The 20,938-nt window shown below is 67.5% G+C and carries 22 protein-coding genes and 1 pseudogene; 13 read left to right on the top strand and 10 right to left on the bottom strand.

Features of this window, described 5'->3' with window-relative positions:
* The first annotated feature begins 41 nt into the window (after positions 1–41).
* From HWY45_RS24765 to HWY45_RS24750, 5 genes and pseudogenes are all read left to right on the top strand, one after another.
* The gene (locus HWY45_RS24765; RefSeq protein ID WP_059564710.1) at positions 42–752 is read left to right on the top strand and encodes a C39 family peptidase; all 711 of its coding nucleotides are present in this window, start codon (positions 42–44) and stop codon (positions 750–752) included.
* Positions 753–758: 6 nt separating this feature from the next.
* Positions 759–1,586: a hypothetical protein gene (locus HWY45_RS24760; protein WP_059885698.1), complete on the top strand. Its 828-nt coding sequence runs from the start codon at positions 759–761 to the stop codon at positions 1,584–1,586.
* 115 nt (positions 1,587–1,701) lie between these two features.
* Entirely contained in the window at positions 1,702–3,084 is a 1,383-nt protein-coding gene (locus HWY45_RS36945) for a hypothetical protein (RefSeq protein ID WP_059885700.1), read from the top strand.
* A pseudogene (locus HWY45_RS24755) lies at positions 3,017–4,588 on the top strand (sigma-54 dependent transcriptional regulator); the annotation flags it as partial. The gene HWY45_RS36945 and the pseudogene HWY45_RS24755, both read left to right, overlap by 68 nt.
* 69 nt (positions 4,589–4,657) lie before the next feature.
* A complete protein-coding gene (locus tag HWY45_RS24750; protein WP_059802953.1) occupies positions 4,658–5,158 on the top strand; it encodes a dihydrofolate reductase in 501 nt (166 codons plus the stop codon).
* Between the two features lie 120 nt (positions 5,159–5,278).
* Here the strand turns inward: HWY45_RS24750 and pmbA are convergent, their stop codons facing one another.
* A complete protein-coding gene (gene pmbA, locus HWY45_RS24745) occupies positions 5,279–6,649 on the bottom strand; it encodes a metalloprotease PmbA (protein ID WP_059559193.1) in 1,371 nt (456 codons plus the stop codon).
* Between the two features lie 206 nt (positions 6,650–6,855).
* On the opposite strand from pmbA, the gene yjgA reads away from it, so the two are divergent.
* Together yjgA and mog are read left to right on the top strand one after the other, a co-directional pair.
* Positions 6,856–7,458, top strand: a complete 603-nt coding sequence (gene yjgA, locus HWY45_RS24740) for a ribosome biogenesis factor YjgA (protein WP_059559199.1) — start codon at positions 6,856–6,858, stop codon at positions 7,456–7,458.
* Positions 7,442–8,059, top strand: a complete 618-nt coding sequence (gene mog, locus HWY45_RS24735; RefSeq protein ID WP_059802955.1) for a molybdopterin adenylyltransferase — start codon at positions 7,442–7,444, stop codon at positions 8,057–8,059. Before yjgA ends, mog begins: the two co-directional genes overlap by 17 nt.
* Before the next feature lie 28 nt (positions 8,060–8,087).
* On the opposite strand, the gene orn is transcribed toward mog, so the two are convergent.
* Positions 8,088–8,714, bottom strand: a complete 627-nt coding sequence (orn, locus tag HWY45_RS24730) for an oligoribonuclease (RefSeq protein ID WP_059559208.1) — start codon at positions 8,712–8,714, stop codon at positions 8,088–8,090.
* A gap of 114 nt (positions 8,715–8,828) precedes the next feature.
* Here orn and HWY45_RS24725 point away from each other — a divergent pair, with 114 nt between their 5' ends.
* From HWY45_RS24725 to HWY45_RS24715, 3 genes are all read left to right on the top strand, one after another.
* A complete protein-coding gene (locus HWY45_RS24725) occupies positions 8,829–10,088 on the top strand; it encodes a M48 family metallopeptidase (RefSeq protein ID WP_059559212.1) in 1,260 nt (419 codons plus the stop codon).
* Positions 10,085–11,029 carry a ribosome small subunit-dependent GTPase A gene (rsgA, locus tag HWY45_RS24720; RefSeq protein ID WP_059559217.1) on the top strand — a complete coding sequence of 315 codons (945 nt, stop codon included), beginning with the start codon at positions 10,085–10,087 and terminating at the stop codon, positions 11,027–11,029. The genes HWY45_RS24725 and rsgA overlap by 4 nt, the downstream gene beginning before the upstream one ends.
* Positions 11,030–11,093: 64 nt before the next feature.
* The gene (locus HWY45_RS24715; protein WP_059559221.1) at positions 11,094–11,411 is read left to right on the top strand and encodes a putative signal transducing protein; all 318 of its coding nucleotides are present in this window, start codon (positions 11,094–11,096) and stop codon (positions 11,409–11,411) included.
* Positions 11,412–11,494: 83 nt separating this feature from the next.
* Here HWY45_RS24715 and HWY45_RS24710 read toward each other — a convergent pair whose 3' ends face one another.
* The 6 genes from HWY45_RS24710 to rpsP form a co-directional block, all read right to left on the bottom strand.
* Positions 11,495–12,433, bottom strand: a complete 939-nt coding sequence (locus HWY45_RS24710) for a CobD/CbiB family protein (RefSeq protein ID WP_059559225.1) — start codon at positions 12,431–12,433, stop codon at positions 11,495–11,497.
* Positions 12,434–12,554: 121 nt separating this feature from the next.
* Positions 12,555–13,241: a CoA pyrophosphatase gene (locus HWY45_RS24705; protein WP_059885702.1), complete on the bottom strand. Its 687-nt coding sequence runs from the start codon at positions 13,239–13,241 to the stop codon at positions 12,555–12,557.
* A gap of 88 nt (positions 13,242–13,329) precedes the next feature.
* Positions 13,330–13,722, bottom strand: a complete 393-nt coding sequence (rplS, locus tag HWY45_RS24700; RefSeq protein ID WP_059885704.1) for a 50S ribosomal protein L19 — start codon at positions 13,720–13,722, stop codon at positions 13,330–13,332.
* A 134-nt stretch (positions 13,723–13,856) separates the two neighbouring features.
* Entirely contained in the window at positions 13,857–14,651 is a 795-nt protein-coding gene (gene trmD, locus HWY45_RS24695; protein WP_059559236.1) for a tRNA (guanosine(37)-N1)-methyltransferase TrmD, read from the bottom strand.
* Positions 14,652–15,329 carry a ribosome maturation factor RimM gene (gene rimM / locus HWY45_RS24690; protein ID WP_059559240.1) on the bottom strand — a complete coding sequence of 226 codons (678 nt, stop codon included), beginning with the start codon at positions 15,327–15,329 and terminating at the stop codon, positions 14,652–14,654.
* Positions 15,330–15,371: 42 nt separating this feature from the next.
* A complete protein-coding gene (gene rpsP, locus HWY45_RS24685; protein ID WP_006400702.1) occupies positions 15,372–15,626 on the bottom strand; it encodes a 30S ribosomal protein S16 in 255 nt (84 codons plus the stop codon).
* A 154-nt stretch (positions 15,627–15,780) separates the two neighbouring features.
* Between rpsP and HWY45_RS24680 the strand changes: the two genes are divergently transcribed.
* Complete coding sequence (locus HWY45_RS24680; RefSeq protein ID WP_059885706.1) at positions 15,781–16,920, top strand: PQQ-dependent sugar dehydrogenase; 1,140 nt, start codon at positions 15,781–15,783, stop codon at positions 16,918–16,920.
* Positions 16,921–17,030: 110 nt separating this feature from the next.
* Positions 17,031–17,498 (top strand): NINE protein, encoded by a 468-nt coding sequence (locus HWY45_RS24675; RefSeq protein ID WP_059885707.1) that lies wholly within the window; start codon positions 17,031–17,033, stop codon positions 17,496–17,498.
* 52 nt (positions 17,499–17,550) lie between these two features.
* Here the strand turns inward: HWY45_RS24675 and HWY45_RS24670 are convergent, their stop codons facing one another.
* Together HWY45_RS24670 and HWY45_RS24665 are read right to left on the bottom strand one after the other, a co-directional pair.
* On the bottom strand, positions 17,551–18,723 hold the full coding sequence (locus HWY45_RS24670) for a PA0069 family radical SAM protein (RefSeq protein WP_059885709.1): 1,173 nt from the start codon (positions 18,721–18,723) through the stop codon (positions 17,551–17,553).
* An 80-nt stretch (positions 18,724–18,803) separates the two neighbouring features.
* Positions 18,804–19,292, bottom strand: a complete 489-nt coding sequence (locus HWY45_RS24665; RefSeq protein ID WP_017333107.1) for an Lrp/AsnC ligand binding domain-containing protein — start codon at positions 19,290–19,292, stop codon at positions 18,804–18,806.
* A 144-nt stretch (positions 19,293–19,436) separates the two neighbouring features.
* On the opposite strand from HWY45_RS24665, the gene HWY45_RS24660 reads away from it, so the two are divergent.
* Entirely contained in the window at positions 19,437–20,723 is a 1,287-nt protein-coding gene (locus tag HWY45_RS24660) for a D-amino acid dehydrogenase (protein ID WP_059885711.1), read from the top strand.
* The last annotated feature ends 215 nt before the right edge of the window (positions 20,724–20,938 follow it).

The following is a 20,938-nucleotide window of genomic DNA, read 5'->3' as shown; positions in this document are numbered from 1 at the left end:
CCGCACATCGTGCGGCGCGACGCGCGCAGCAGGAGAACAGCATGTCCGGGGAATATCGGCGGGTGTCGCTGCGCATCGCCGTCGTCATCGCCAGCGGCATCGGGTGCACATCAGGCTTCGCGCAGTCGAGCATCGATACGTCCACGCTCGCGGGCGTCCCGCTCACGAAGCATCTGCAATCGATCCGCGACCTGCGCTATCGCGACGTCGTCAACCAGCAGTTCGACTTCAGCTGCGGCTCGGCCGCGCTCGCGACGCTGCTCAAGTACGGCTACGACATCGATATTCCGGAAACCGAAATGATCCGGCGGATGATGGCGTTCTCGACGCCCGAGGTCGTGGTCCGCAACGGCTTCTCGATGCTCGACATGAAGAAGTTCGTCGAGACGCTCGGGCTGCGCGGCCGCGGTTTCCGGGTCGGCATCGACGCGTTGTACCACCTGCAGATTCCCGTGCTCGTGCTGATGGATCTCGACGGCTACGAGCATTTCGTGATCGTCAAGCATGCGGAGAACGGCCGGGTCTTCATTGCCGACCCGGCGCTCGGCAACCGCATTCTGCTCGAACAGGATTTCGCCAAGACCTGGAACGGCCTCGTGTTCGCCGTGCTGGGCAAACCCTTCAGGGAGGACTCGCCTCTTTTGCAGAACAACGAATCGCTGGCGCTCAAGTTGCGCGATCAGGCGCTCAACACGGGCTCCGCCGCGGTTCCCTTCGTTGAATTCGGCTTGATCAAGGCAGACTTGTTCTGACCCGTCATGAAACGCTACCTCTCGCCGCTTTGCCTCGCCTGGTGCGCCACCATGTGCGGCTACGCGAGCAGCGCCGTTGCAGCCGAAAACGCGCCCGGCGCGCTCAATGCAACACGTCCGTTCGACAACCGATTGCCTGCACCGGCCATGCAGCTCGTCGACGACGACGTGCTCGCCCACCAGACCGGCAAATATGCCGGCGCTTCGATGATTTCCGGGTTCGTCGTGAACCTGGTGTCCCAATGGCAGCTGCCGAACGGCGCCCTGGCGATCGCACAGGGCACGCTGACGGCCGCCACGAATGCCGCGAACCAGCTCGACGCGCATGTCACGACGCTCGCGAAGGTCGTCGGCGGCCACGGCGGGCCGAGCGGCGCGAACCCGCACGCCGTCGCGACGGGCGGGCAATCGGTATCGGTCAACGGCATCTCGCAGGTCACGCAGGTCGCAGGCAACAACAATGCCGGCAGCAACGCCGCCGTCATCGATTTCAATGCGCAGAACCCGGCGCCGGCGGCCCTGCCCGGCTCGACGTCGAATTCGAGCGCGTTCGCGACCGATGCGTCCGGCACGGTGAAGGCCGGCGTCTCGTTCGGCAGCAACGGCGTCTCGCTCGTGCTGCAGACGCCCGCCGGGCTCGCCACCCAGTCGATCACCCCGGCCGCGAACCAGCAGGCCGGCGCGATCGCACAACTGCTGCAGGTCGCAGGCAATCGCCAGATCGTCTCGAACCAGCTGCAAATCCTGTTGCATACGCAACAGATGTCACCCGCGACGCTCCGTCAGATGGGCGTCCTGCAGGCGCTGCAAAGCGGCGCCCTCTTGAGGAGATGACAGGCGGCGCGCAAGCCGCGACATCGCATCGGCCACGCGTGCGTGCGCCGTTTCAGGCGGCCGCGGAGCGAACCCCTTGGTTCGCCGCGCAGCCGCCCCATCCGGGGGGAAGGACATGTCACACAAGTCGTCAACAGATCAGCCGCGCGCCTCGCTTGCCGCCATACCGGCCGCGGTCCTCTGCTTCGTATTCATGCAGTGCGCGCACGCCCAGGCGCTCGCCGACCAATCGCTCGAGGAGCGGCTCAACATGCTGATGAAAGTCGTCGACGAGCAGCAGCGCAAGATCAACGCGCTCGAACATCAGGTCATCGATCTCGAGATGGCGCGGCGCGGCCGCGGCGAACCGGGCGCGCCCGGCGCCGCGCCGGGCACGCTCGTCTCGCAGTACACGCCCGTCACGCCCGCGCCGGGCGAAGGCACCGGCACCGCGACCGGCGTGCCGGTCAATCCGCCGCCGCCTGCAGGTTCGGGCTCGGGCGCAGCCGATACCGGCATGCCCGGCACGATCGGCACCACGCAGAAAGCCGCGGAACCCACCCGCACGGCCGCCGAGGAAGCGGTCGCGCAGCGCGAGCATGCGCCGCTGTTCGCCCGCAAGCTGACGATCGACTGGGGGATCAGCGACACCTATTACGACCGCCGGCAGCTGCAGCTCTCCGGCTTCCTCGCGCTCGATGCGATCTTCCTCGGCAACCTGAATCTCGGCCAGACGAAGTCGCACCAGCTGATGTCCGACGTGGACGTGCGCTACGGGCTCACCGATCGCATCAGCGTCGACGTCGACGTGCCCTACATGTACCGCACCGCGACCTTCATGAACGGCGGCGCCGGCGGCGCGGCCAACACGCTGTCCGACACGTCGGTGAATTCGCACGCGCTCGGCGACGTGAACTTCGGCATCTACTACCAGTTCGTGAAGGAGCACGGCAGCGTGCCCGACATCGTCGGCAGCCTGCGCGTGAAGTCGCCCACCGGCACGTCGCCGTTCGGCATCAAGCTGCTGCAGTCCGACCCGAACAACACCAACCTCGTTGCGCCGAGCAAGCTGCCGACCGGTACCGGCTTCTGGAGCATCACGGCCGGCGTGTCGGCGCTGAAGACCTACGACCCGGTCGTGCTGTTCGGCAGCGTCTCCTATACGTACAACGTCGCGCGCTCGTTCTCCGACATCTCGTCGGTGGTCGGGCAAACCCAGCCCGCGAAGGTGAAGCTTGCCGACATCGTCCAGTTCGGCGGCGGCGTCGCGCTCGCGTTCTCGGAGCGCGACTCGGCGAGCATCTCCTACACGATGGCGATCGCAGCGTCGACCCGCACGCAGGCGCCGGGCGGCAACTGGCAGCGGGTGCCGGGCAGCCAGACGACCGCGTCGACGCTGGGTTTCGGTCTCAACCATGTGTTCAACAAGCACCTGACGATGAATGCGTCGGTCGCGATCGGGCTCACGCCCGACGCGCCGAACTTCATCGTCGGCCTGCGCTTCCCGTATACGTTCTGAAGCGCGACACCGTAGCGAGGATATCGTGCACGACTCCCGCCCCGTCTCATCAGCCGCCCCGCCGGGCTTCGCGCCGCGACTCACGATCGCGCACTCCGACGGGGCCGGGACCAGCCATCTGCCTGCAGTCCGGCCACTCGTGTATCTGTCGCGCCGCCCCGATGCGGCGCTCGTCGCGCATCTGCGAGAGCGGCGCTGGGAGGTGCTGTGCGCGAAATCCGCGCACGACGCGCAGCGGCTCGTGAAGCCCGAGCTTGCGCACGCGGGCATCGTCGATCTCGACGGCTTCGCGATGCGCGACATCGCCGCGCTCGAGCCGATCCTGCGCCACCAGCAGATCGGCTGGATCGCGCTCGCCGATCCCGTGCGCCTCGCGGAGCCCGAGATCCGCAAGCTGATCCGCCAGTGCTGCTTCGACTACGTGAAGGGCCCGCCGACGCACACGACGATCGACTACCTCGTCGGCCACGCGTACGGAATGGTGACGCTGTGCGATCTCGAGCTCGCGAGCGACGTCGCCGCGACCGGCGACGACGAGATGGTCGGCACCTGCGATGCGATGCAGCAGCTGTTCCGCACCATCCGCAAGGTCGCGAACACCGACGCGACGGTGTTCATCTCCGGCGAATCGGGCACCGGCAAGGAGCTGACCGCGCTCGCGATCCACGAGCGCTCGACGCGCCGCAAGGCGCCGTTCGTCGCGATCAACTGCGGCGCGATCCCGCATCACCTGCTGCAGTCGGAGCTGTTCGGCTACGAGCGCGGCGCGTTCACCGGCGCGAACCAGCGCAAGATCGGCCGCGTCGAGGCCGCGCACGGCGGCACGCTGTTCCTCGACGAAATCGGCGACATGCCGCTCGAGAGCCAGGCGAGCATGCTGCGCTTCCTGCAGGAAGGCCGGATCGAGCGGCTCGGCGGCCACGAATCGATCGCGGTGGACGTGCGGATCCTGTCGGCGACGCACGTCGATCTCGAAGCGGCGATGCGCGACGGCCATTTCCGTGCGGACCTGTTCCACCGGCTGTGCGTGCTGCGCATCGACGAGCCGCCGCTGCGCGCGCGCGGCAAGGACATCGAGCTGCTCGCGCATCATGTGCTGCTGAAGTTCCGCAGCGACGGTGCGCGCAAGATCCGCGGCTTCACGCCGTGCGCGATCGAGGCGCTGTACAACTATCCGTGGCCCGGCAACGTGCGCGAGCTGATCAACCGGATCCGCCGCGCGATCGTGATGGCCGACAGCCGGCTGATCTCGGCGTCCGATCTCGATCTCGGGCAGTACACGGCCCAGCAGTCGACGACGCTCGCCGAGGCCCGCGAGCGCGCGGAAAAACGCGCGATCGAAGCGGCGCTGCTGCGCCACCGTCACCGGCTCGCGGAGGCCGCCGCGGAACTCGGGATCTCGCGCGTGACGCTGTACCGGCTGATGGGCGCGCACGGGCTGCGCGACCTGTCCGACACCGAGCAGCGCGCGGCGGCGGCGGGCGACGACGAACACGGGCAGTAGGCCACACGGGACGCGCGCCGGCATTCCGGTAGAATCGGCGCCGTTCCCGTTTTCCGCTTCCCACCATTCATGACGACGCTGACCCTGATCGTCGCGCGTGCCCGCAACGGCATCATCGGCCGCGACAACCAGTTGCCCTGGAAACTTCCCGAGGATCTCGCCTTCTTCAAGCGCACGACGATGGGCGCGCCGATCGTGATGGGCCGCAAGACCCACGAATCGATCGGCAGGCCGCTGCCGGGGCGCCGCAACATCGTCGTCACGCGCGACGCGGCGCGCCGCTTCGACGGCTGCGACACCGTCACGTCGCTCGCCGACGCGCTCGCGCTCGCCGCGCGGGACGGCGCGGCCGAGGCGTTCCTGATCGGCGGCGCGCAGCTTTACGCGGAAGGCCTCGCGCTCGCCGACAAGCTGGTCGTCACCGAGATCGACGCCGACTTCGACGGCGACGCGTCGTTCCCCGCGCCCGACCCCGCGCACTGGCGCGAAGTGTCGCGCGAGCCGCACCAGGCCGCCGCGCCGAACGCGTTCGGCTACGCGTTCGTCGTCTACGCGCGCCAGCGCGGCTGACGCACCGCAACGAAAAAGCCCGACCGGCACATCCGCCGGTCGGGCTTTTTCATGGGTGCGGCCGCTCGGGCCGGCGAACGCCGCGCGATGCGGCGCCGCATCATCGGCGCGCCGCGCGCATCACTGCCCGGCAATCGTCATCTGCTCGATCAGCACCGAGCCGGTTTCCTTCGTGCCGCGCACGATCGAATCCGCGCCGATCGCAACGATGTGGCGGAACATCTCCTGCAGCGTGCTCGCGACGGTGATCTCCTCGACCGGATACTGGATCACGCCGTTCTCGACCCAGAACCCCGCCGCGCCGCGCGAATAGTCGCCGGTCACGTAGTTCACGCCCTGCCCCATCAGTTCGGTCAGCAGCAGGCCCGTGCCGAGCTTCTTCAGCATCGCGTCGAAATCGTCGCCCGGCTGCGTGTTCGCGCTGCGCAGCGACAGGTTGTGCGAGCCGCCGGCATTGCCGGTCGTCTGCGTGCCGAGCTTGCGGGCCGAATAGGTCGACAGGAAATACCCCTCGACGACGCCGTCCTTGACGACGCTGCGCGAGCGGGTGCGCACGCCTTCCTCGTCGAACGGCGCGCTGCCCATCGCGCGCGGCACGTGCGGATCCTCGACGATCTGCACATGCGGCGCGAACACCGGCTTGCCGAGGCTGTCGACGAGGAACGAGGTCTTGCGGTACAGCGCGCCGCCGCTCACCGCCTGCACGAACGCGCCGAGCAGGCCGGCCGCGAGCGGCGCCTCGAACAGCACCGGCACCTTGCGCGTATCCAGGCGGCGCGCGCCCATCCGCGCGAGCGCGCGTTCGGCCGCGTAACGGCCGACCGCTTCCGGCGCCGCGAGGTCGGCCGCGCTGCGCTTCGACGAATACCAGTCGTCGCGCTGCATGTGGCGGCCGCTGCCCGCGATCGGCGCGCATGCGACATAGTGGCGCGAGTACGGGTAGCCGGCGAGGAAGCCGCGCGACGTCGCGAGCACGAACTGCGAATGCTGCGCGGACACGCTCGCGCCTTCCGAATTGCGGATCTGCGGGCTGACCGCGAACGCTGCGTCCTCCGCGCGGCGCGCGAGTTCGACCGCTTCGTCGGCGCTCAGGTCCCACGGGTGGTAGAGATCGAGGTCGCGCGGGTCGGTCTCGAGCAGCTCGGCTTCGGCGAGCCCGGCCGCGTCGTCCTCGGCGGTGAAGCGCGCGATGTTGTACGCGGCGGCGACGGTGTCCTTGATCGCGGCCGGCGAGAAATCCGACGTGCTCGCGTTGCCGCGCTTCTTGCCGATGAACACCGTCACGCCGACCATCTTGTCGCGGTTGTGCTCGATCGTCTCGACCTCGCCGCGGCGCACCGACACCGACAGGCCGTCGCCTTCGGAGATTTCGGTCGCGGCGTCCGACGCACCAAGCGCCTTCGCGTGCCGGAGGATGTCCGAGGCGATTTCTTTCAGCTGGTCCTGCGTATGCGGGAAATAGCGCGCTTGCGTGTCGAGATTGGCAGCCATCTTCGTGATATCCGGTGACGGGCTCGCGGCCCGCGTGTTCAAAATTGTCGTATCCCGCGATCATAGCAGTGCCGGGCCGCCCCAAGCGCACTGATCGCCCCCTCGGGGCGCAGCGAACGCAGTCGGCGTCGGGGCCGTTTCATTTCGGGTCCGGGACGCCGTAACGGAGAAGCTTGGGGCGGCCGCGGCGCGATACAATGCCGCCCATGACACGCAAAACCCGTATTCAGCCGATCGAGCACGCCGACGACGACGCCGGCCATGGCTACGATCGCCCCAGCAAATCCCAGTTGAAGCGCGACATGCACGCGCTGCAGGAACTCGGCCAGGCGCTCGTCGACCTGCCGAAAGACGCGCTCAAGCGCATGCCGATGCCGGAAGACCTCGCGGACGCGGTGCGCGAGGCGCGCCGCATCACCGATCACGAAGGCAAGCGCCGCCAGCTCCAGTATGTCGGCCGCGTGATGCGCTCGCTGACCGACGACGAGACGGCCGCGCTGCGCACCGCGCTCGACGCGCAGCGCGGCGTGAACAAGGCCGCGACGGCCCGCCTGCACTGGATCGAACGCACCCGCGAGCAGCTGCTCGCCAACGACGACGCGCTGACCGAATTCGTCCGCCAGCACCCGGAAGCCGACGTGCAGGAAGGCCGCACGCTGATCCGCAACGCGCGCAAGGAAGCGCAGCAAGGCAAGCCGCCGCGCTACTTCCGCGAGCTGTTCCAGTGGATCAAGACGGCGAGCGGCACGCCCGGCGCGGACGACGAGGAAGACGCGCCGGCCGGAGAGGACGATGACGACGAAGCGTAACCACCCGGACGAGCTGCTGGTCGGCCTCGTGTCGATCAGCGACCGCGCGAGCACCGGCGTCTACGAGGACAAGGGCATTCCGGCGCTGCAGGCGTGGCTCGGCGCCGCGCTGAGCTCGCCGTGGCGCGCCGAGACGCGGCTGATCCAGGACGACGCCGCGACGATCTCCGCGACGCTCGTCGAGCTGGTCGACACGGCCGGCTGCGACCTCGTGCTGACGACCGGCGGCACCGGCCCCGCGCGCCGCGACGTGACGCCCGAGGCGACGCTCGCGGTGGCGACGAAGGAAATGCCGGGGTTCGGCGAGCAGATGCGGCAGATCAGCCTGAATTTCGTGCCCACCGCGATCCTGTCGCGGCAGGTCGCGGTGATCCGCGAGACGGCCGACCACGCGGCGCTGATCATCAACCTGCCGGGCCAGCCGAAATCGATCAAGGAAACCCTCGAAGGGCTGCGCGACGCGAGCGGCAACACAACCGTGCCGGGCATCTTCGCCGCGGTGCCCTACTGCATCGACCTGATCGGCGGCCCGTACATCGAGACCGACGCGGCGGTGGTCGCGGCGTTCCGGCCGAAAAGCGCGCAGCGCGCGCCGCGCTGACGCGGCGCGGCCCGCAAGGCCGGCCCGCTCAGGCGGCCGGCGCGGATTCGCCGGCGCTCGCGGCGGCCGGCGTGGCCGGGATCAGGAAATGCTGGCGGTAGTACTTCAGCTCATCGATCGACTCGTGGATGTCGGCCAGCGCGGTGTGCATCGCGCGCTTCTGGAACCCCTTGTAGATCGCCGGCTGCCAGCGGCGGCACAGCTCCTTGAGCGTGCTGACGTCGAGGTTGCGGTAGTGGAAGAAGCGCTCGAACTCCGGCATCCAGCGCGCCATGAAGCGGCGGTCCTGGCAGATCGAGTTGCCGCACATCGGCGACTTGCCCGGCGGCACGTACTGGCCGAGGAAGGCCTGGAGCTGCGCGGCGGCGTCCGCCTCGGTCACGGTCGACGCGCGCACGCGGTCGATCAGCCCCGAGCGGCCGTGCGTGTTCTTGTTCCAGTCGTCCATCTTGGCGAGCGTCGCATCGCTCTGGTGAATCGCGAACACCGGGCCTTCGACCGCGATCTCGAGCGTCGAGTTGGTCACGACGACCGCGATCTCGATGATGCGGTCGTTATCCGGGTCGAGGCCCGTCATTTCCATGTCGAGCCAGACGAGATTCATCTCGTTGCGTACGAGTTCGGGCTGGCTGGCGGAAGCGGGGGTATCGGTCATGAGTCGTCCTGGAAATTGGCGGGCGGCGCGCTGCGCGGCGTCGGCAGGCGACGCGTCAGCGGGCCCCGTCCGCAAGAACATATAATTCTCGCATAGAACCCTTTGGCGCCTTCGATGTCACCCTATTCGTTCACCCTGCTGTTCGCGCTTGCCGTGCTCGCGATGGTCGTCACCAAGCTGTGGCTGGCCTCGCGGCAGGTCCGCTTCGTCGCCGCGCACCGCAACCGCGTGCCGGCCCAGTTCAGCTCGACCATCCCGCTCTCCGCGCACCAGCGCGCGGCCGACTACACGGTCGAGCGCACCCGGCTGGCGATGGTCGAGATCGTCGTCAGCGCGGCGGTGCTCGTCGCGCTCACGCTGCTCGGCGGCGTCGGCGCGCTCGACACGCTGCTGTCCGGCTGGCTCGGCCGCGGCTACGGGCAGCAGGTCGCGCTCGTCGCCGCGGTGTTCGCGATCACGAGCGTGATCGACGTTCCGTTCGAGTACTACCGCCAGTTCGGCATCGAGCAGCGCTTCGGCTTCAACCGGATGGCCAAGCGCCTGTTCTTCGCCGATCTGCTGAAGAATGCGCTGCTCGGCGCCGCGCTCGGCCTGCCGCTGCTGTTCGTCGTGCTCTGGCTGATGAACCAGGCCGGCAGCCTGTGGTGGCTGTGGACCTGGATCGTCTGGGTCGCGTTCCAGATGCTCGTGCTGCTGATCTACCCGACCTTCATCGCCCCGCTCTTCAACAAGTTCGAACCGCTGAAGGACGACGCGCTGCGCGCGCGCATCGAGTCGCTGATGCAGCGCTGCGGCTTCGCGGCGAAGGGCCTGTTCGTGATGGACGGCAGCCGCCGCTCCGCGCACGGCAACGCGTACTTCACCGGTTTCGGCGCGTCGAAGCGGATCGTGTTCTTCGATACGCTGCTCGCCCGCCTGTCCGGCGAGGAGATCGAGGCCGTGCTCGCGCACGAGCTCGGCCATTTCAAGCGCCGCCACGTGATGAAACGCATGCTCGTGTCGTTCGTGCTGAGCCTCGCGCTGCTCGCGCTGCTCGGCTGGCTCGCGCAGCGCGCATGGTTCTACACCGGGCTCGGCGTGATGCCGTCGCTCGATTCCAGCAACGCCGGCGCCGCGCTCGTGCTGTTCTTCCTCGCGATACCGGTGTTCCTGTTCTTCGCGACGCCGGTCGGCAGCCTGACGTCGCGCAAGCACGAGTTCGAAGCGGACGCGTTCGCCGCCAGCCAGACCGCCGCGCAGGATCTCGTCAGCGCGCTCGTGAAGCTGTACGAGGACAACGCGTCGACGCTCACGCCCGACCCCGTCTACACGGCCTTCTACTACTCGCACCCGCCCGCATCGCAGCGGATCGACCGGTTGCTGCAGCACGCATGAGCCGGCCGACCTCCCGCAAGCCGGCCCCGCGCGCATCGCGCGCGGAACGTGCCGAAGGCCGCGTGATCGCGGCGCACGGCCGCCATTACATCGTCGCCCCCGACGACGGCGGCCCGATGCTGCAGTGCTTCCCGCGCGGCAAGAAGAGCGACGTCGCGGTCGGCGACCGCGTCGCGTACGAACATGCGTCCGCCGACCAGGGCGTGATCGTCGAGATCGGCGAGCGGCGCAATCTGCTGTACCGCTCCGACCAGTTCAAGTCGAAGCTGTTCGCGGCCAACCTCGACCAGCTGCTGATCGTGCTCGCGACCGAGCCCTATTTCAGCGAGGATCTGCTCGGCCGCGCACTGATCGCCGCCGAGGCGAACGACCTGAAGCCGCTGATCGTGCTGAACAAGATCGACGTCGAAGCCGCGCTGCCGGTCGCCCGCGAACGGCTCGCGCCGTATCGCGCGCTCGGCTACGACGTGCTGGAACTGTCGGTCAAGGGCCGCCCCGACGACGCGCGCGCGCAGCTGGCCCCGCATCTGGCCGGGCACGCGACGATCCTGCTCGGCCAGTCGGGCATGGGGAAGTCGACGCTCGTGAACCTGCTCGTGCCCGATGCGGAAGCCGCGACCCGGGAAATCTCCGCCGCGCTCAACAGCGGCCGGCATACGACGACGTTCACGCGCCTCTATCCGCTGCCGGGCGGCGACGGTGCGCTGATCGATTCGCCGGGCTTCCAGGAATTCGGCCTCTATCATCTGACGGAAGGCCGCCTCGAGCGCGCGTTCCCGGAGTTCCGCCCGCTGCTCGCGCACTGCCGTTTCTATAATTGTCATCATCTGCACGAGCCCGGCTGCGCGATCCTGGAGGCAGTCTCCGACGGCCGCGTGGCGCCGACGCGGCATGCGTTGTATGCGCAACTGGTGCACGAGGCAAGCCAGGTCGTGCGCTGATGGCCGGCCGGGGCATGTCGGTCCGCCCCGGTCGCTCCCCGCCCCCTCGCCGACAGGAGCCGCGATGCGTTTCAAGGCACCCGATCTCGCGACCGCGCAGCACTGGGTGAACGTGCTCGAAGCGGCCGGCATCGGCTGCGAACTGCACAACCGCTACGCGACAGGCGCGCTCGGCGGCCTGCCCGCCGACGCATGCGCGCCCGAGGTCTGGCTCGACGACGAGCGCGATGACGCGCTCGCGCGCCGCCTGCTCGACGCCGCATCGCACGGCCCGGCAGCGGGCGACGCGTCATGGCGATGCCGTCAATGCGGCGAGCAGCTCGAAGCGCAGTTCACCGCATGCTGGCGCTGCGGTGCAGTGCGCGACCCGCGCGACGACTGACGCCGGCGCGGCGAGCCGCCAGCAAAAAGGCCGGCATCGAGCCGGCCTTTTCATTGCGTATGACGACGCCCGTGTCGCCCGTATCAGGACACCCAGACGGCGATCGTCAGCATCAGCAGCAGAAGCATCCACAGAATCACCGCGCGCCAGACGAGGCCGACGGCCGACTGCAGCGTGCGCGGCGTGCAATCGTCCCCGACCGTCAGCGGGCCGCTGTCGCCGACCGCCAGTGCATCGAGGCTCGACGGCTCCGCGAGCGGCCCGGCAAGCCGGGCGCCGAGCGCTCCGCTACCCGCGGCCAGCAGCACGCCGTCATTCGGGTCGGGCCACTGGCGGGTGTGGTTGCGCCACGCGTAGATCGCATCCTCGAAGTTGCCGACGATCGCGAAGCCGAGCGCGGTCAGCCGCGACGGCACCCAGTCGATCACGAAGAACGCGCGCTGCGCGAACGTCGAGAAGGCCGCGGTGCGATCATCGGCCGGCGCCGACCAGCTGCGCGCGAGGTATTCGGAAATGCGGTACAGCACCGCGCCGGCCGGGCCGACCGGCAGCACGTACCAGAAGAACACGCCGAACACATGGCGATGCGACGCGACGACGGCGTGAATCAGCGTGTGGCGGACGATCTCGCCGACCGGCATGTCGACCGTGTCGATGCCGGTCCACTCCTGCAGGATTTCGCGCGCACGCGGCACGTCGTCGTTGTTGAGCGCGAGATGGATATCGGTGAAGTAATGGCTGAACTGGCGGAAGCCGAGCGTGAAGTACACGACGACGACGTTCCACAGGAACGCCAGCACGAAGCTCACCTTGTACAGCAGGAAGTAGACCAGTGCGACGACCAGCACCCACGGCAACACGACCGCGAGCCACGCGAGGATGCCGTGTTTCTGCTTGCCGGCGTCGAGGCCATGTGCGACGGTTTCCGCATGAAACTGGAACAGCGCGAACACCGGATTGCTCGGCGACAACGCGCGGACCTGTTCGATGATGAGGGCGAGGAGAACCGAAAAGAAAGTCATGCGTGGCGCCGTCTTCGGAGTTATGTCATTTTTTGCATAACGATAGCACAGCGTAAGCCACGCATGGCTTGCCGGCGCCGCCGGCCGGCGGCCGCGCACGCGCGCCGGGCGGCGCGCATGTTCAGCCGGCCGCCAAGAAGCGGTACAGATTGCGCAACATGCCGGCAGTTGCGCCCCAGATGAAGTAATGCCCGTGCGCGTCGCCTCTCGGATAAGGCATCGCAAAAAAACGACGCTCGCCGCCATCCCAGCGGAACACGCGCACCTCGTGGTTCGCCGGATTCATCAGGAACGCGAGCGGCACCTCGAAGATCTCGGCGACTTCGAACGTATCGGCCTGCACCGTGAACGGCGGATGCACGAGCCCGACGACCGGCGACACGCAAAAGCCGGTGCCCGTCAGGAAATCCGGCAGCGAGCCGAGGATCTCGACCCGCTCGCCGGCGAGCCCGATCTCCTCCTTCGCCTCGCGCAGCGCCGTCGCGGTCGCATCGCGGTCGAACGGCTCGCGCCGGCCGCCGGGAAAGCTGATCTGCCCCGCGTGGTCGTTCAGGTGATCGGCGCGCTGCGTGAGCAACACGGTCAGGCCGCCGTCACGAACGACGAGCGGCACGAGCACGGCTGCGCTGCGCAGATCGACGCCGTCCTGAAGACGGACCTCGGCGGGTTCCGTGGTCCATTCGAGCGTGCGGGTAAAGCGCTCGCGCATCCCGGCTGGCGTCATCCGGTCGTAATCGATGAGCGGCAGGCCTGCGCCGGTGCCTTCGACCGGCAGCACTTCGGGATCGATGATGGGGCGGCGGTTCAATGGGGCTCTCTTGATTCGGGTTGCTCTGAGCGTATTGTCGCGCCGGAATGAAAAAAGCACCCGGGTGGGTGCTTTTTCCTTACAGCTCTTACTCTTGGGAAGCTGCTGCGGTGCGATCCTTCGACACCAGCTTTTCCTTGATACGAGCCGACTTGCCCGAACGCTCGCGCAGGTAGTACAGCTTCGCGCGACGCACGTCGCCGCGGCGCTTCACGACGATGCTCGCCAGCAGCGGCGAGTAGGTCTGGAACGTACGCTCGACGCCTTCGCCCGACGAAATCTTGCGGACGATGAACGACGAGTTGAGGCCACGGTTGCGCTTCGCGATCACGACGCCTTCGTAAGCCTGAACGCGCTTGCGGTTACCTTCAACCACGTTCACGTTCACGATCACCGTGTCGCCCGGGGCGAATTCGGGGATCGTCTTGCCTGCGAGCGCGCGCTCGATTTCTTCCTGCTCAAGCTTTGCAATCAGATTCATCACTGACTCCTAAAACCATCTTGTCGGCGTTTGCGCCCGCCTGATTCCAGGCATGGCCCCGATAGAGGATGGGTTCACATCAGGCGCCGCGCACGCATGCACGGCACCGCCAATTCCCGCCCGCGAATCTCGCCTCAGGAGGCGTCCTTCGCTTCGCGTGCGAGGTTCGCAAGCCATGCCTCGTCGGCACGGCTCAGCAACTTGTCGCGACGCGCCCGGGCGATCAGGTCCGGACGCTTCAGCCACGTGTTCCTCAATGCTTCCTGGCGACGCCAGCGCTCGATCTCGGCATGATGGCCGCCGAGCAGCACGTCCGGCACGCGCACTCCCTCGTATTCCTCGGGACGCGTGTAATGCGGACAATCGAGCAGGCCGCCGACGAAGCTGTCCTGCACGGCCGACTGCGCATCGTTCAGCACGCCGGGCAGCAGGCGCACGACGGCATCCATCATCGCCATCGCCGGCAGCTCGCCGCCGGACAACACGAAATCGCCGAGGCTGATTTCCTCGTCGACGCAACGATCGAGCAGACGCTGATCGATCGCTTCGTAGCGGCCGCACAGCACGATCACGCCGGGCTCTTGCGCCATCCGCACCACACGGTCGTGCGACAGTGGCGCGCCCTGCGGCGACATCATCACGACACGCGTGCTCGCGACGCCCTGCTCCGCCTGCGCCGCTTTCGCGGCACCGATCGCAGCCTCGAGCGGCTTCGCCAGCATCACCATGCCCGGACCGCCACCATAAGGCCGATCGTCGACCGTGCGGTAGTTGTCCGTCGTGAAATCACGCGGGTTCCAGGTACGCAACCCGAAACGCCCTTGCTTCACGGCCCGGCTGGTGATGCCCCAGTCGGTCAGCGCGCGAAACATTTCGGGAAAGAGCGTGACGACATCGAACTGCACCGCGCGCTCCGTGACCTGATTCATTTAGTAATCGGCTTCCCAGTCGACGACGATGCGACGCGCCGCCTGATCCACCGTTTTGACGTACACCCCGACGAACGGGATCAGCCGTTCGGCGCTCGCCGGCTGGCCGTCTTTCCCGGTCGCCGGATATTCGATGCGCATGATCGAATGCACGCCGTTGTCGATCATCCCGACCACCTTCCCGAGCGCCACCGATTGCTCGTTGACGACATCGAGACCGATCAGGTCGACCCAGTAAAACTCGTCGATCGCCAGCGCCGGAAAATCTTCCCGGCGCACGAACACGCGAAACCCGCGCAATGACAGCGCGGCATCGCGATCGCCTACCCCGGAGGGTTGTGCGACGACCGTATCGCCGTGCGTCTTCGCCTGCGTGACGCGTGCGACGTGACGCTCGGCGCCCCGCTCCAGCCACCAGCGGCGAGCGTTGAGCAACGCATCGCCGCCGCGACCGGTATCGGCATGAGGCGCGACCTTGATCCAGCCCTTCAGGCCGTAGGCATCGACCACCGCTCCGACCTCAACGGCATCGTCGGGCAGGGATGACGCTGCTTCAAGACCGCCCTGCTCGGCAGCCTGGCCGGCGTTCGCGGCAGAACCGCGCTCGACCGGCTTGCGGACGAATGCGCCAAACGACGCTCGCCCGCGCCTTGCGTTACCGGAATCGTGATCCGACATCAATACACCTCGCAGCCGGCACGACCGGCACACCGCGCCATGTTAGGCAGCCGGTTGCGCCTTTTGCGCTTCCTTCACGAGACGCTGGACGGTCGGCGACAGTTGCGCGCCAACGCCTTGCCAGTACGTCAGACGATCTTGAGCGATACGCAGCGCTTCGCCCTTCGTCGCGACCGGGTTGTAGAAGCCGACGCGCTCGATGAAGCGGCCGTCACGACGGTTGCGCGAATCGGTAGCAACGATGTTGTAGAACGGGCGCTTCTTCGAGCCGCCGCGAGCCAGACGGATGATAACCATATGAAATCCTTCGGGAAAACCGGGTTCGAAACTACTGAAACACGCGATTATAGCTGGAAACCAGTGGCACAACAAACACTTACGCGCAAAAAATCGGCAAACGCCCTTCCGGCCGGGCATACAATCGTGCTGTCCAGCACCGTCCGACGCCGCCATGCCACCGCTTCGCGCCGTGGCGCGCCGCGCTGAGCGCTGCCTTGCGGGGCTGCTTGCCGGCGTCGCCTGCCTCGCCTCCGCCACGACCTTCGCCGCCGGCCGGCTGCCGGTCGACGAACTCGTCGTGCCGCCCGGCTTCAGCGTGTCGGTGCTGACCGACGCGGTGCCGGCCGCACGGGAAATGGCGTGGTCGCCACGCGGCATCCTGTATGTCGGCAGCCGCGAAGGCCGCGTGCATGCCCTCGTGATGCACGAGGGGCAGATCAGCGCGCACTACGTGATCGCGTCCGGGCTCGACATGCCGGTCGGCGTCGCCTATCGCGACGGCGCGCTGTTCGTGTCGGCCGTGTCGCGTATTGTGCGCCTCGACCGCATCGACGACCAGCTCGCCGCACCGCCCAAACCCGTCGTCGTCACCGATGCGTTGCCGACCGAACACCATCACGGCTGGAAATTCATCGCGTTCGGCCCCGACGGCAAGCTGTACGTGCCGACCGGCGCGCCGTGCAACGTGTGCGTCGCCGACCGCGACCGCTACGCAGTCATCGCGCGGATGAATGCGGACGGCAGCCATCGGAAGGTGGTCGCGCGCGGCGTGCGCAACACGGTCGGATTCGCGTGGCATCCGGATTCGGGCGAGTTGTGGTTTACCGACAACGGCCGCGACCTGATGGGCGATGACGTGCCCGACGACAAGCTCAATCGCGCGCCGCGCGCCGGCCTCGATTTCGGCTTTCCGTATTGCCACGGCGGCGACACGCCCGACCCCGAATTCGGCAGCCCGGACGCCTGCCGCCGCTACACCGCGCCCGTGCTGAAGCTCGGCGCGCACGTCGCGGCGCTCGGCATGCGCTTCTATACAGGCACGATGTTTCCCGCCGCATACCGCAACAACATCTTCATCGCCGAGCACGGTTCGTGGAACCGCAGCACGAAGGTCGGCTACCGCGTGATGCGCGTCGTCGTCTCGGCGGACGGCAGCCACGCACGCCAGATGCCTTTCATCACGGGCTGGCTGCGGCGCGACGGCACCGTCTGGGGCAGGCCGGCCGACGTGCTGCCGCTGCCCGACGGCTCCCTGCTCGTCAGCGACGACCATGCCGGCGCGATCTATCGCGTGACCTATGCGGCACCGTGACGCAGACCGCAGGTGACCGCCTCACCCGCGGCATCGTAGAATGCGTGCCGGGCCGCACGCCCGCGCCGCCTTGCCGGCAGCCCATGCCAACGACAATCTGCCCGCCATCCATGTCCAGCAGCACCGCCCCGCTCCGCCGCTTCCGCTCCAAGACGCTCACCGCCGCCCTCGCGTTCCTGTTCGGTTCGATCGGCGCGCACCGTTTCTACCTGTATGGTTTCCGGGACGTCTATGGCTGGGCGCACCTGCTCGCGACGATCGTCGGCGTCCCGGGCTTCCTGCTGCTCGCGGCCACCCAGCGCACCGCCGGCCTCGGCTGGTGGCTGGCCGTTCCCGGCGCGATCTCGCTGCTGGCGGCGTTTCTCGCCGCGATCGTCTACGGCCTGCGCGCTGACGACAAGTGGGACGCGCAATTCAACGCCGACACCGGCCGACACAGCCGTTCGGGCTGGACGGTGATCTTCGTCGTGATTTTCTCGCTGCTGATCGGCGCGTTCCTGCTGATGACCGCGCTTGCGCTGTCGTTTCAGACGTATTTCGAAACGCAGGTCGAAGCGGCCAAGCAGATTTCCCAGTAACAAGGACGACGCACGGGGCGCCTGCCGGGCCGGCGACGCGACGTGCGCTCGATTAGAACAAACTCAGCTGCGAATCGTCGCGTAGCGCCGCGCCGGCTGACCGCGCATTCACACGCGGCACGGCCACCGTTCCCGCAACATCCCGAGCGCCCCGAAACTGCGACAGGTCGAGAATGCCGTTCGCGCGCTCGTTCAACCCCAGCCGCTTGACCGCCTGCCGAAAGCGCTGCTTCAGCAGATCGGCCCAGATCCCCTCACCCTTCATCCGCTTGCCGAAATCCGAGTCGTAGTCCTTGCCGCCGCGCATGTCGCGCACCCGGTTCATCACGCGCTCCGCCCGATCCGGGAAATGCGCATCCAGCCAGTTCCTGAACAGCGGTGCGACCTCCCACGGCAACCGCAGAATGATGTAGCTCGCGTGTGTCGCGCCCGCTTCCGCGCATGCCTCGAGCACCCGTTCCATGTCCGGCTCGGTGACGAACGGGATGACCGGCGCGATGCTCACGCCGACCGGCACCCCCGCTTCGCGCAACGCGCGGATCGTGCGCAGCCGGCGGGCCGGCGTCGCCGCGCGCGGCTCGAGCGTGCGCGAGAGATCCGCGTCGAGCGTCGTGATCGTGACCGCCGCCATCACCTGCCCGCGCTCGGCCATCGGAGCGAGCAGGTCGAGGTCGCGCTCGATCAGCGACGATTTCGTGATCGCGGCGAACGGCAGCCCGTGATCGTGCATGACCTGGATCACGCTGCGCGTGATGCGCAAGTCGCGTTCGACCGGCTGATAGGCATCGGTATTGACGCCGAGCGCGATCGGCTCGGGCACGTAGCTTTTCCGGGCGATCTCGCGCTCGAGCAGTTCGGCCGCATTGACCTTCGCATAGATGCGGCTCTCGAAATCGAGCCCCGGCGACAGGCCGAGATAGCTGTGCGTCGGCCGCGCGAAGCAATAGATGCAGCCGTGCTCGCAGCCGCGATACGGATTGAGCGACACGCTGAACGGAATGTCGGGCGACTGGTTGCGCGTCAGGATGCTCTTCGCACGCTCCTCGAACACCTGCGTGCGCAGCGGCGCCGGCAGGTCGGCATCATCCGCCTCGTGCGCCCAGCCATCGTCGACCGCCTCGCGCAGCGCCGTTTCGTACCGCCCCTGCAGGTTGTCGACCGCCCCGCGCCCCTTGCGGGGCATGGGCGGCGCAACCGGAAATTCGTTGTCGGATCGACCGCCCATCTCCACACCCCATCATTCGCGCCGAATACTGGATATTTATACAGTATTCGGCGCGACGTGCCAAGGGTGAAATCAGGCGCCTATTCGTCGACCGAAATCGTCAGCGTCTCCTTGATTTCCTCCATCACGACATAGCTCTTCGACTGCACCGCACCGGGCAGCTGCAGCAGGATGTCGCCGAGCAGCTTGCGGTAGTCGGCCATCTCGCCGATGCGCGCCTTGATCAGGTAGTCGAAGTCGCCGGACACGAGGTGGCACTCGAGCACCTCGTCGATCTTCATCACTTCCCGGCGGAACTGCTCGAACATGTTGCCGCCCTTGTGGCCGAGCGTGATCTCGACGAACACGAGCAGCGCCGCGCCAAGCTGGGCCGGATCGACGCGCGCGTGATAGCCGGTGATCACGCCGTCGCGCTCCATGCGCCGCACGCGCTCGATGCACGGCGTGACGGTGAGCCCGACTTGCTCGGCGAGGTCCTTCATCGCCATCCGGCCGTCGTTCTGAAGCAGTTTGAGGATGCGCCGGTCGAGCTTGTCGAGCGTGCGTACCGGCTGCCGTTGAGTTCTCATGTGATTCTGCTGAAAAGCGAAAAAATACGATAACAAAACCTGGTCATTCGACAATACCATAGCGCAAAAAACTAGGTCAGATAGAGGTTATACGGAGTCGCGGGTGCGACCGGCCTCGATCCGATTCTTCCTTGTGGAGCAGCTATGCGAGTCGTCGTTCTGGGCAGCGGTGTGGTGGGCGTGGCAAGCGCGTATTACCTCGCGCGCGCCGGTCATGAAGTCACGGTGATCGACCGGGAGGCCGGTCCGGCGCTCGAGACGAGTTTCGCGAACGCAGGCCAGATCTCGCCCGGCTATGCGGCGCCGTGGGCCGCGCCCGGTGTGCCGCTGAAGGCCGTCAAATGGATGTTCGAAAAGCACGCGCCGCTCGCGATCCGCCTCGACGGCACCCGCTTCCAGCTGCAATGGATGTGGCAGATGCTGCGCAACTGCACGGCCGAGCGCTATGCGGTCAACAAGGGCCGCATGGTCCGGCTCGCCGAATACAGCCGCGATTGCATCCAGGCGCTGCGCGCCGACACCGGCATCGGATATGAAGGCCGCACGGGCGGCACGCTGCAGCTGTTCCGCACGCAGCAGCAGCTCGACGGCGCGGCGAAGGACATCGCCGTGCTGCGCGAAGCGAACGTGCCGTTCGAACTGCTGTCGCCCGCCGAGCTGAAGAACGCCGAGCCGGCGCTCGCCGCGGTGTCGCACAAGCTGACGGGCGGCCTGCGCCTGCCCGGCGACGAGACGGGCGACTGCCAGCTGTTCACGACGCGCCTTGCCGCGCTCGCCGAAGGGCTCGGCGTCAAGTTCCGTTACAACACGCCGATCGACGCGCTCGCGATCGCGGGCGGCAAGATCGCAGGCGTGCAGTGCGGCAGCGAGATGGTGCGCGCGGATGCGTACGTCGTCGCGCTCGGTTCGTACTCGACGCACTTCATCTCGAACCTGATGAAGATTCCGGTCTATCCGCTCAAGGGCTATTCGATCACCGCGCCGATCGTCGACGAAGCGGCGGCGCCCGTGTCGACGGTGCTCGACGAAACCTACAAGATCGCGATCACGCGCTTCGACCGGCGCATCCGCGTCGGCGGGATGGCGGAGATCGTCGGCTTCGACAAGCGCCTGCGCGACGCGCGCCGCGAAACGCTCGAAATGTGCGTGAACGACCTGTTCCCGGGCGGCGGCGATACGTCGAAGGCAACGTTCTGGACGGGCCTGCGCCCGATGACGCCGGACGGCACGCCGATCGTCGGCCGCACGCCGGTGTCGAACCTGTTCCTGAACACCGGCCACGGCACGCTCGGCTGGACGATGTCGTGCGGTTCGGGTCAGCTGATCGCCGACCTGATCTCCGGCAAGATGCCCGCAATTCAGGCAGACGACTTGTCGGTGCATCGCTACCTGAAGGACGTGGCCGGCCAGACGCGCCCCGCCTACGCGTAAGTCGCGCCGGCCCGCTGCCGTGCGGGCCGCGAGCAAGCAAAGCTGAAAGGCGCCCTCGGGTGCCTTTCAGCTTTTCAACGGATACCGTTCCCCGATCAGAACTGGTCTTCCGTCAGCGCGAGCACGCCGTCGCCGCCCTTCGCGCCGACGATCGACGCTTCGAGCCCTTCCGCCTGCACCAGCACGTGTTCCGCATAGTGCTGCGCGATCGCGAT

The organism is Burkholderia stagnalis (assembly GCF_902830275.1).
Lineage (GTDB): Bacteria > Pseudomonadota > Gammaproteobacteria > Burkholderiales > Burkholderiaceae > Burkholderia > Burkholderia stagnalis.
The sequence above is the reverse complement of the archived record's forward strand: the minus strand, read 5'-3'. Positions and strand labels throughout refer to the sequence as shown.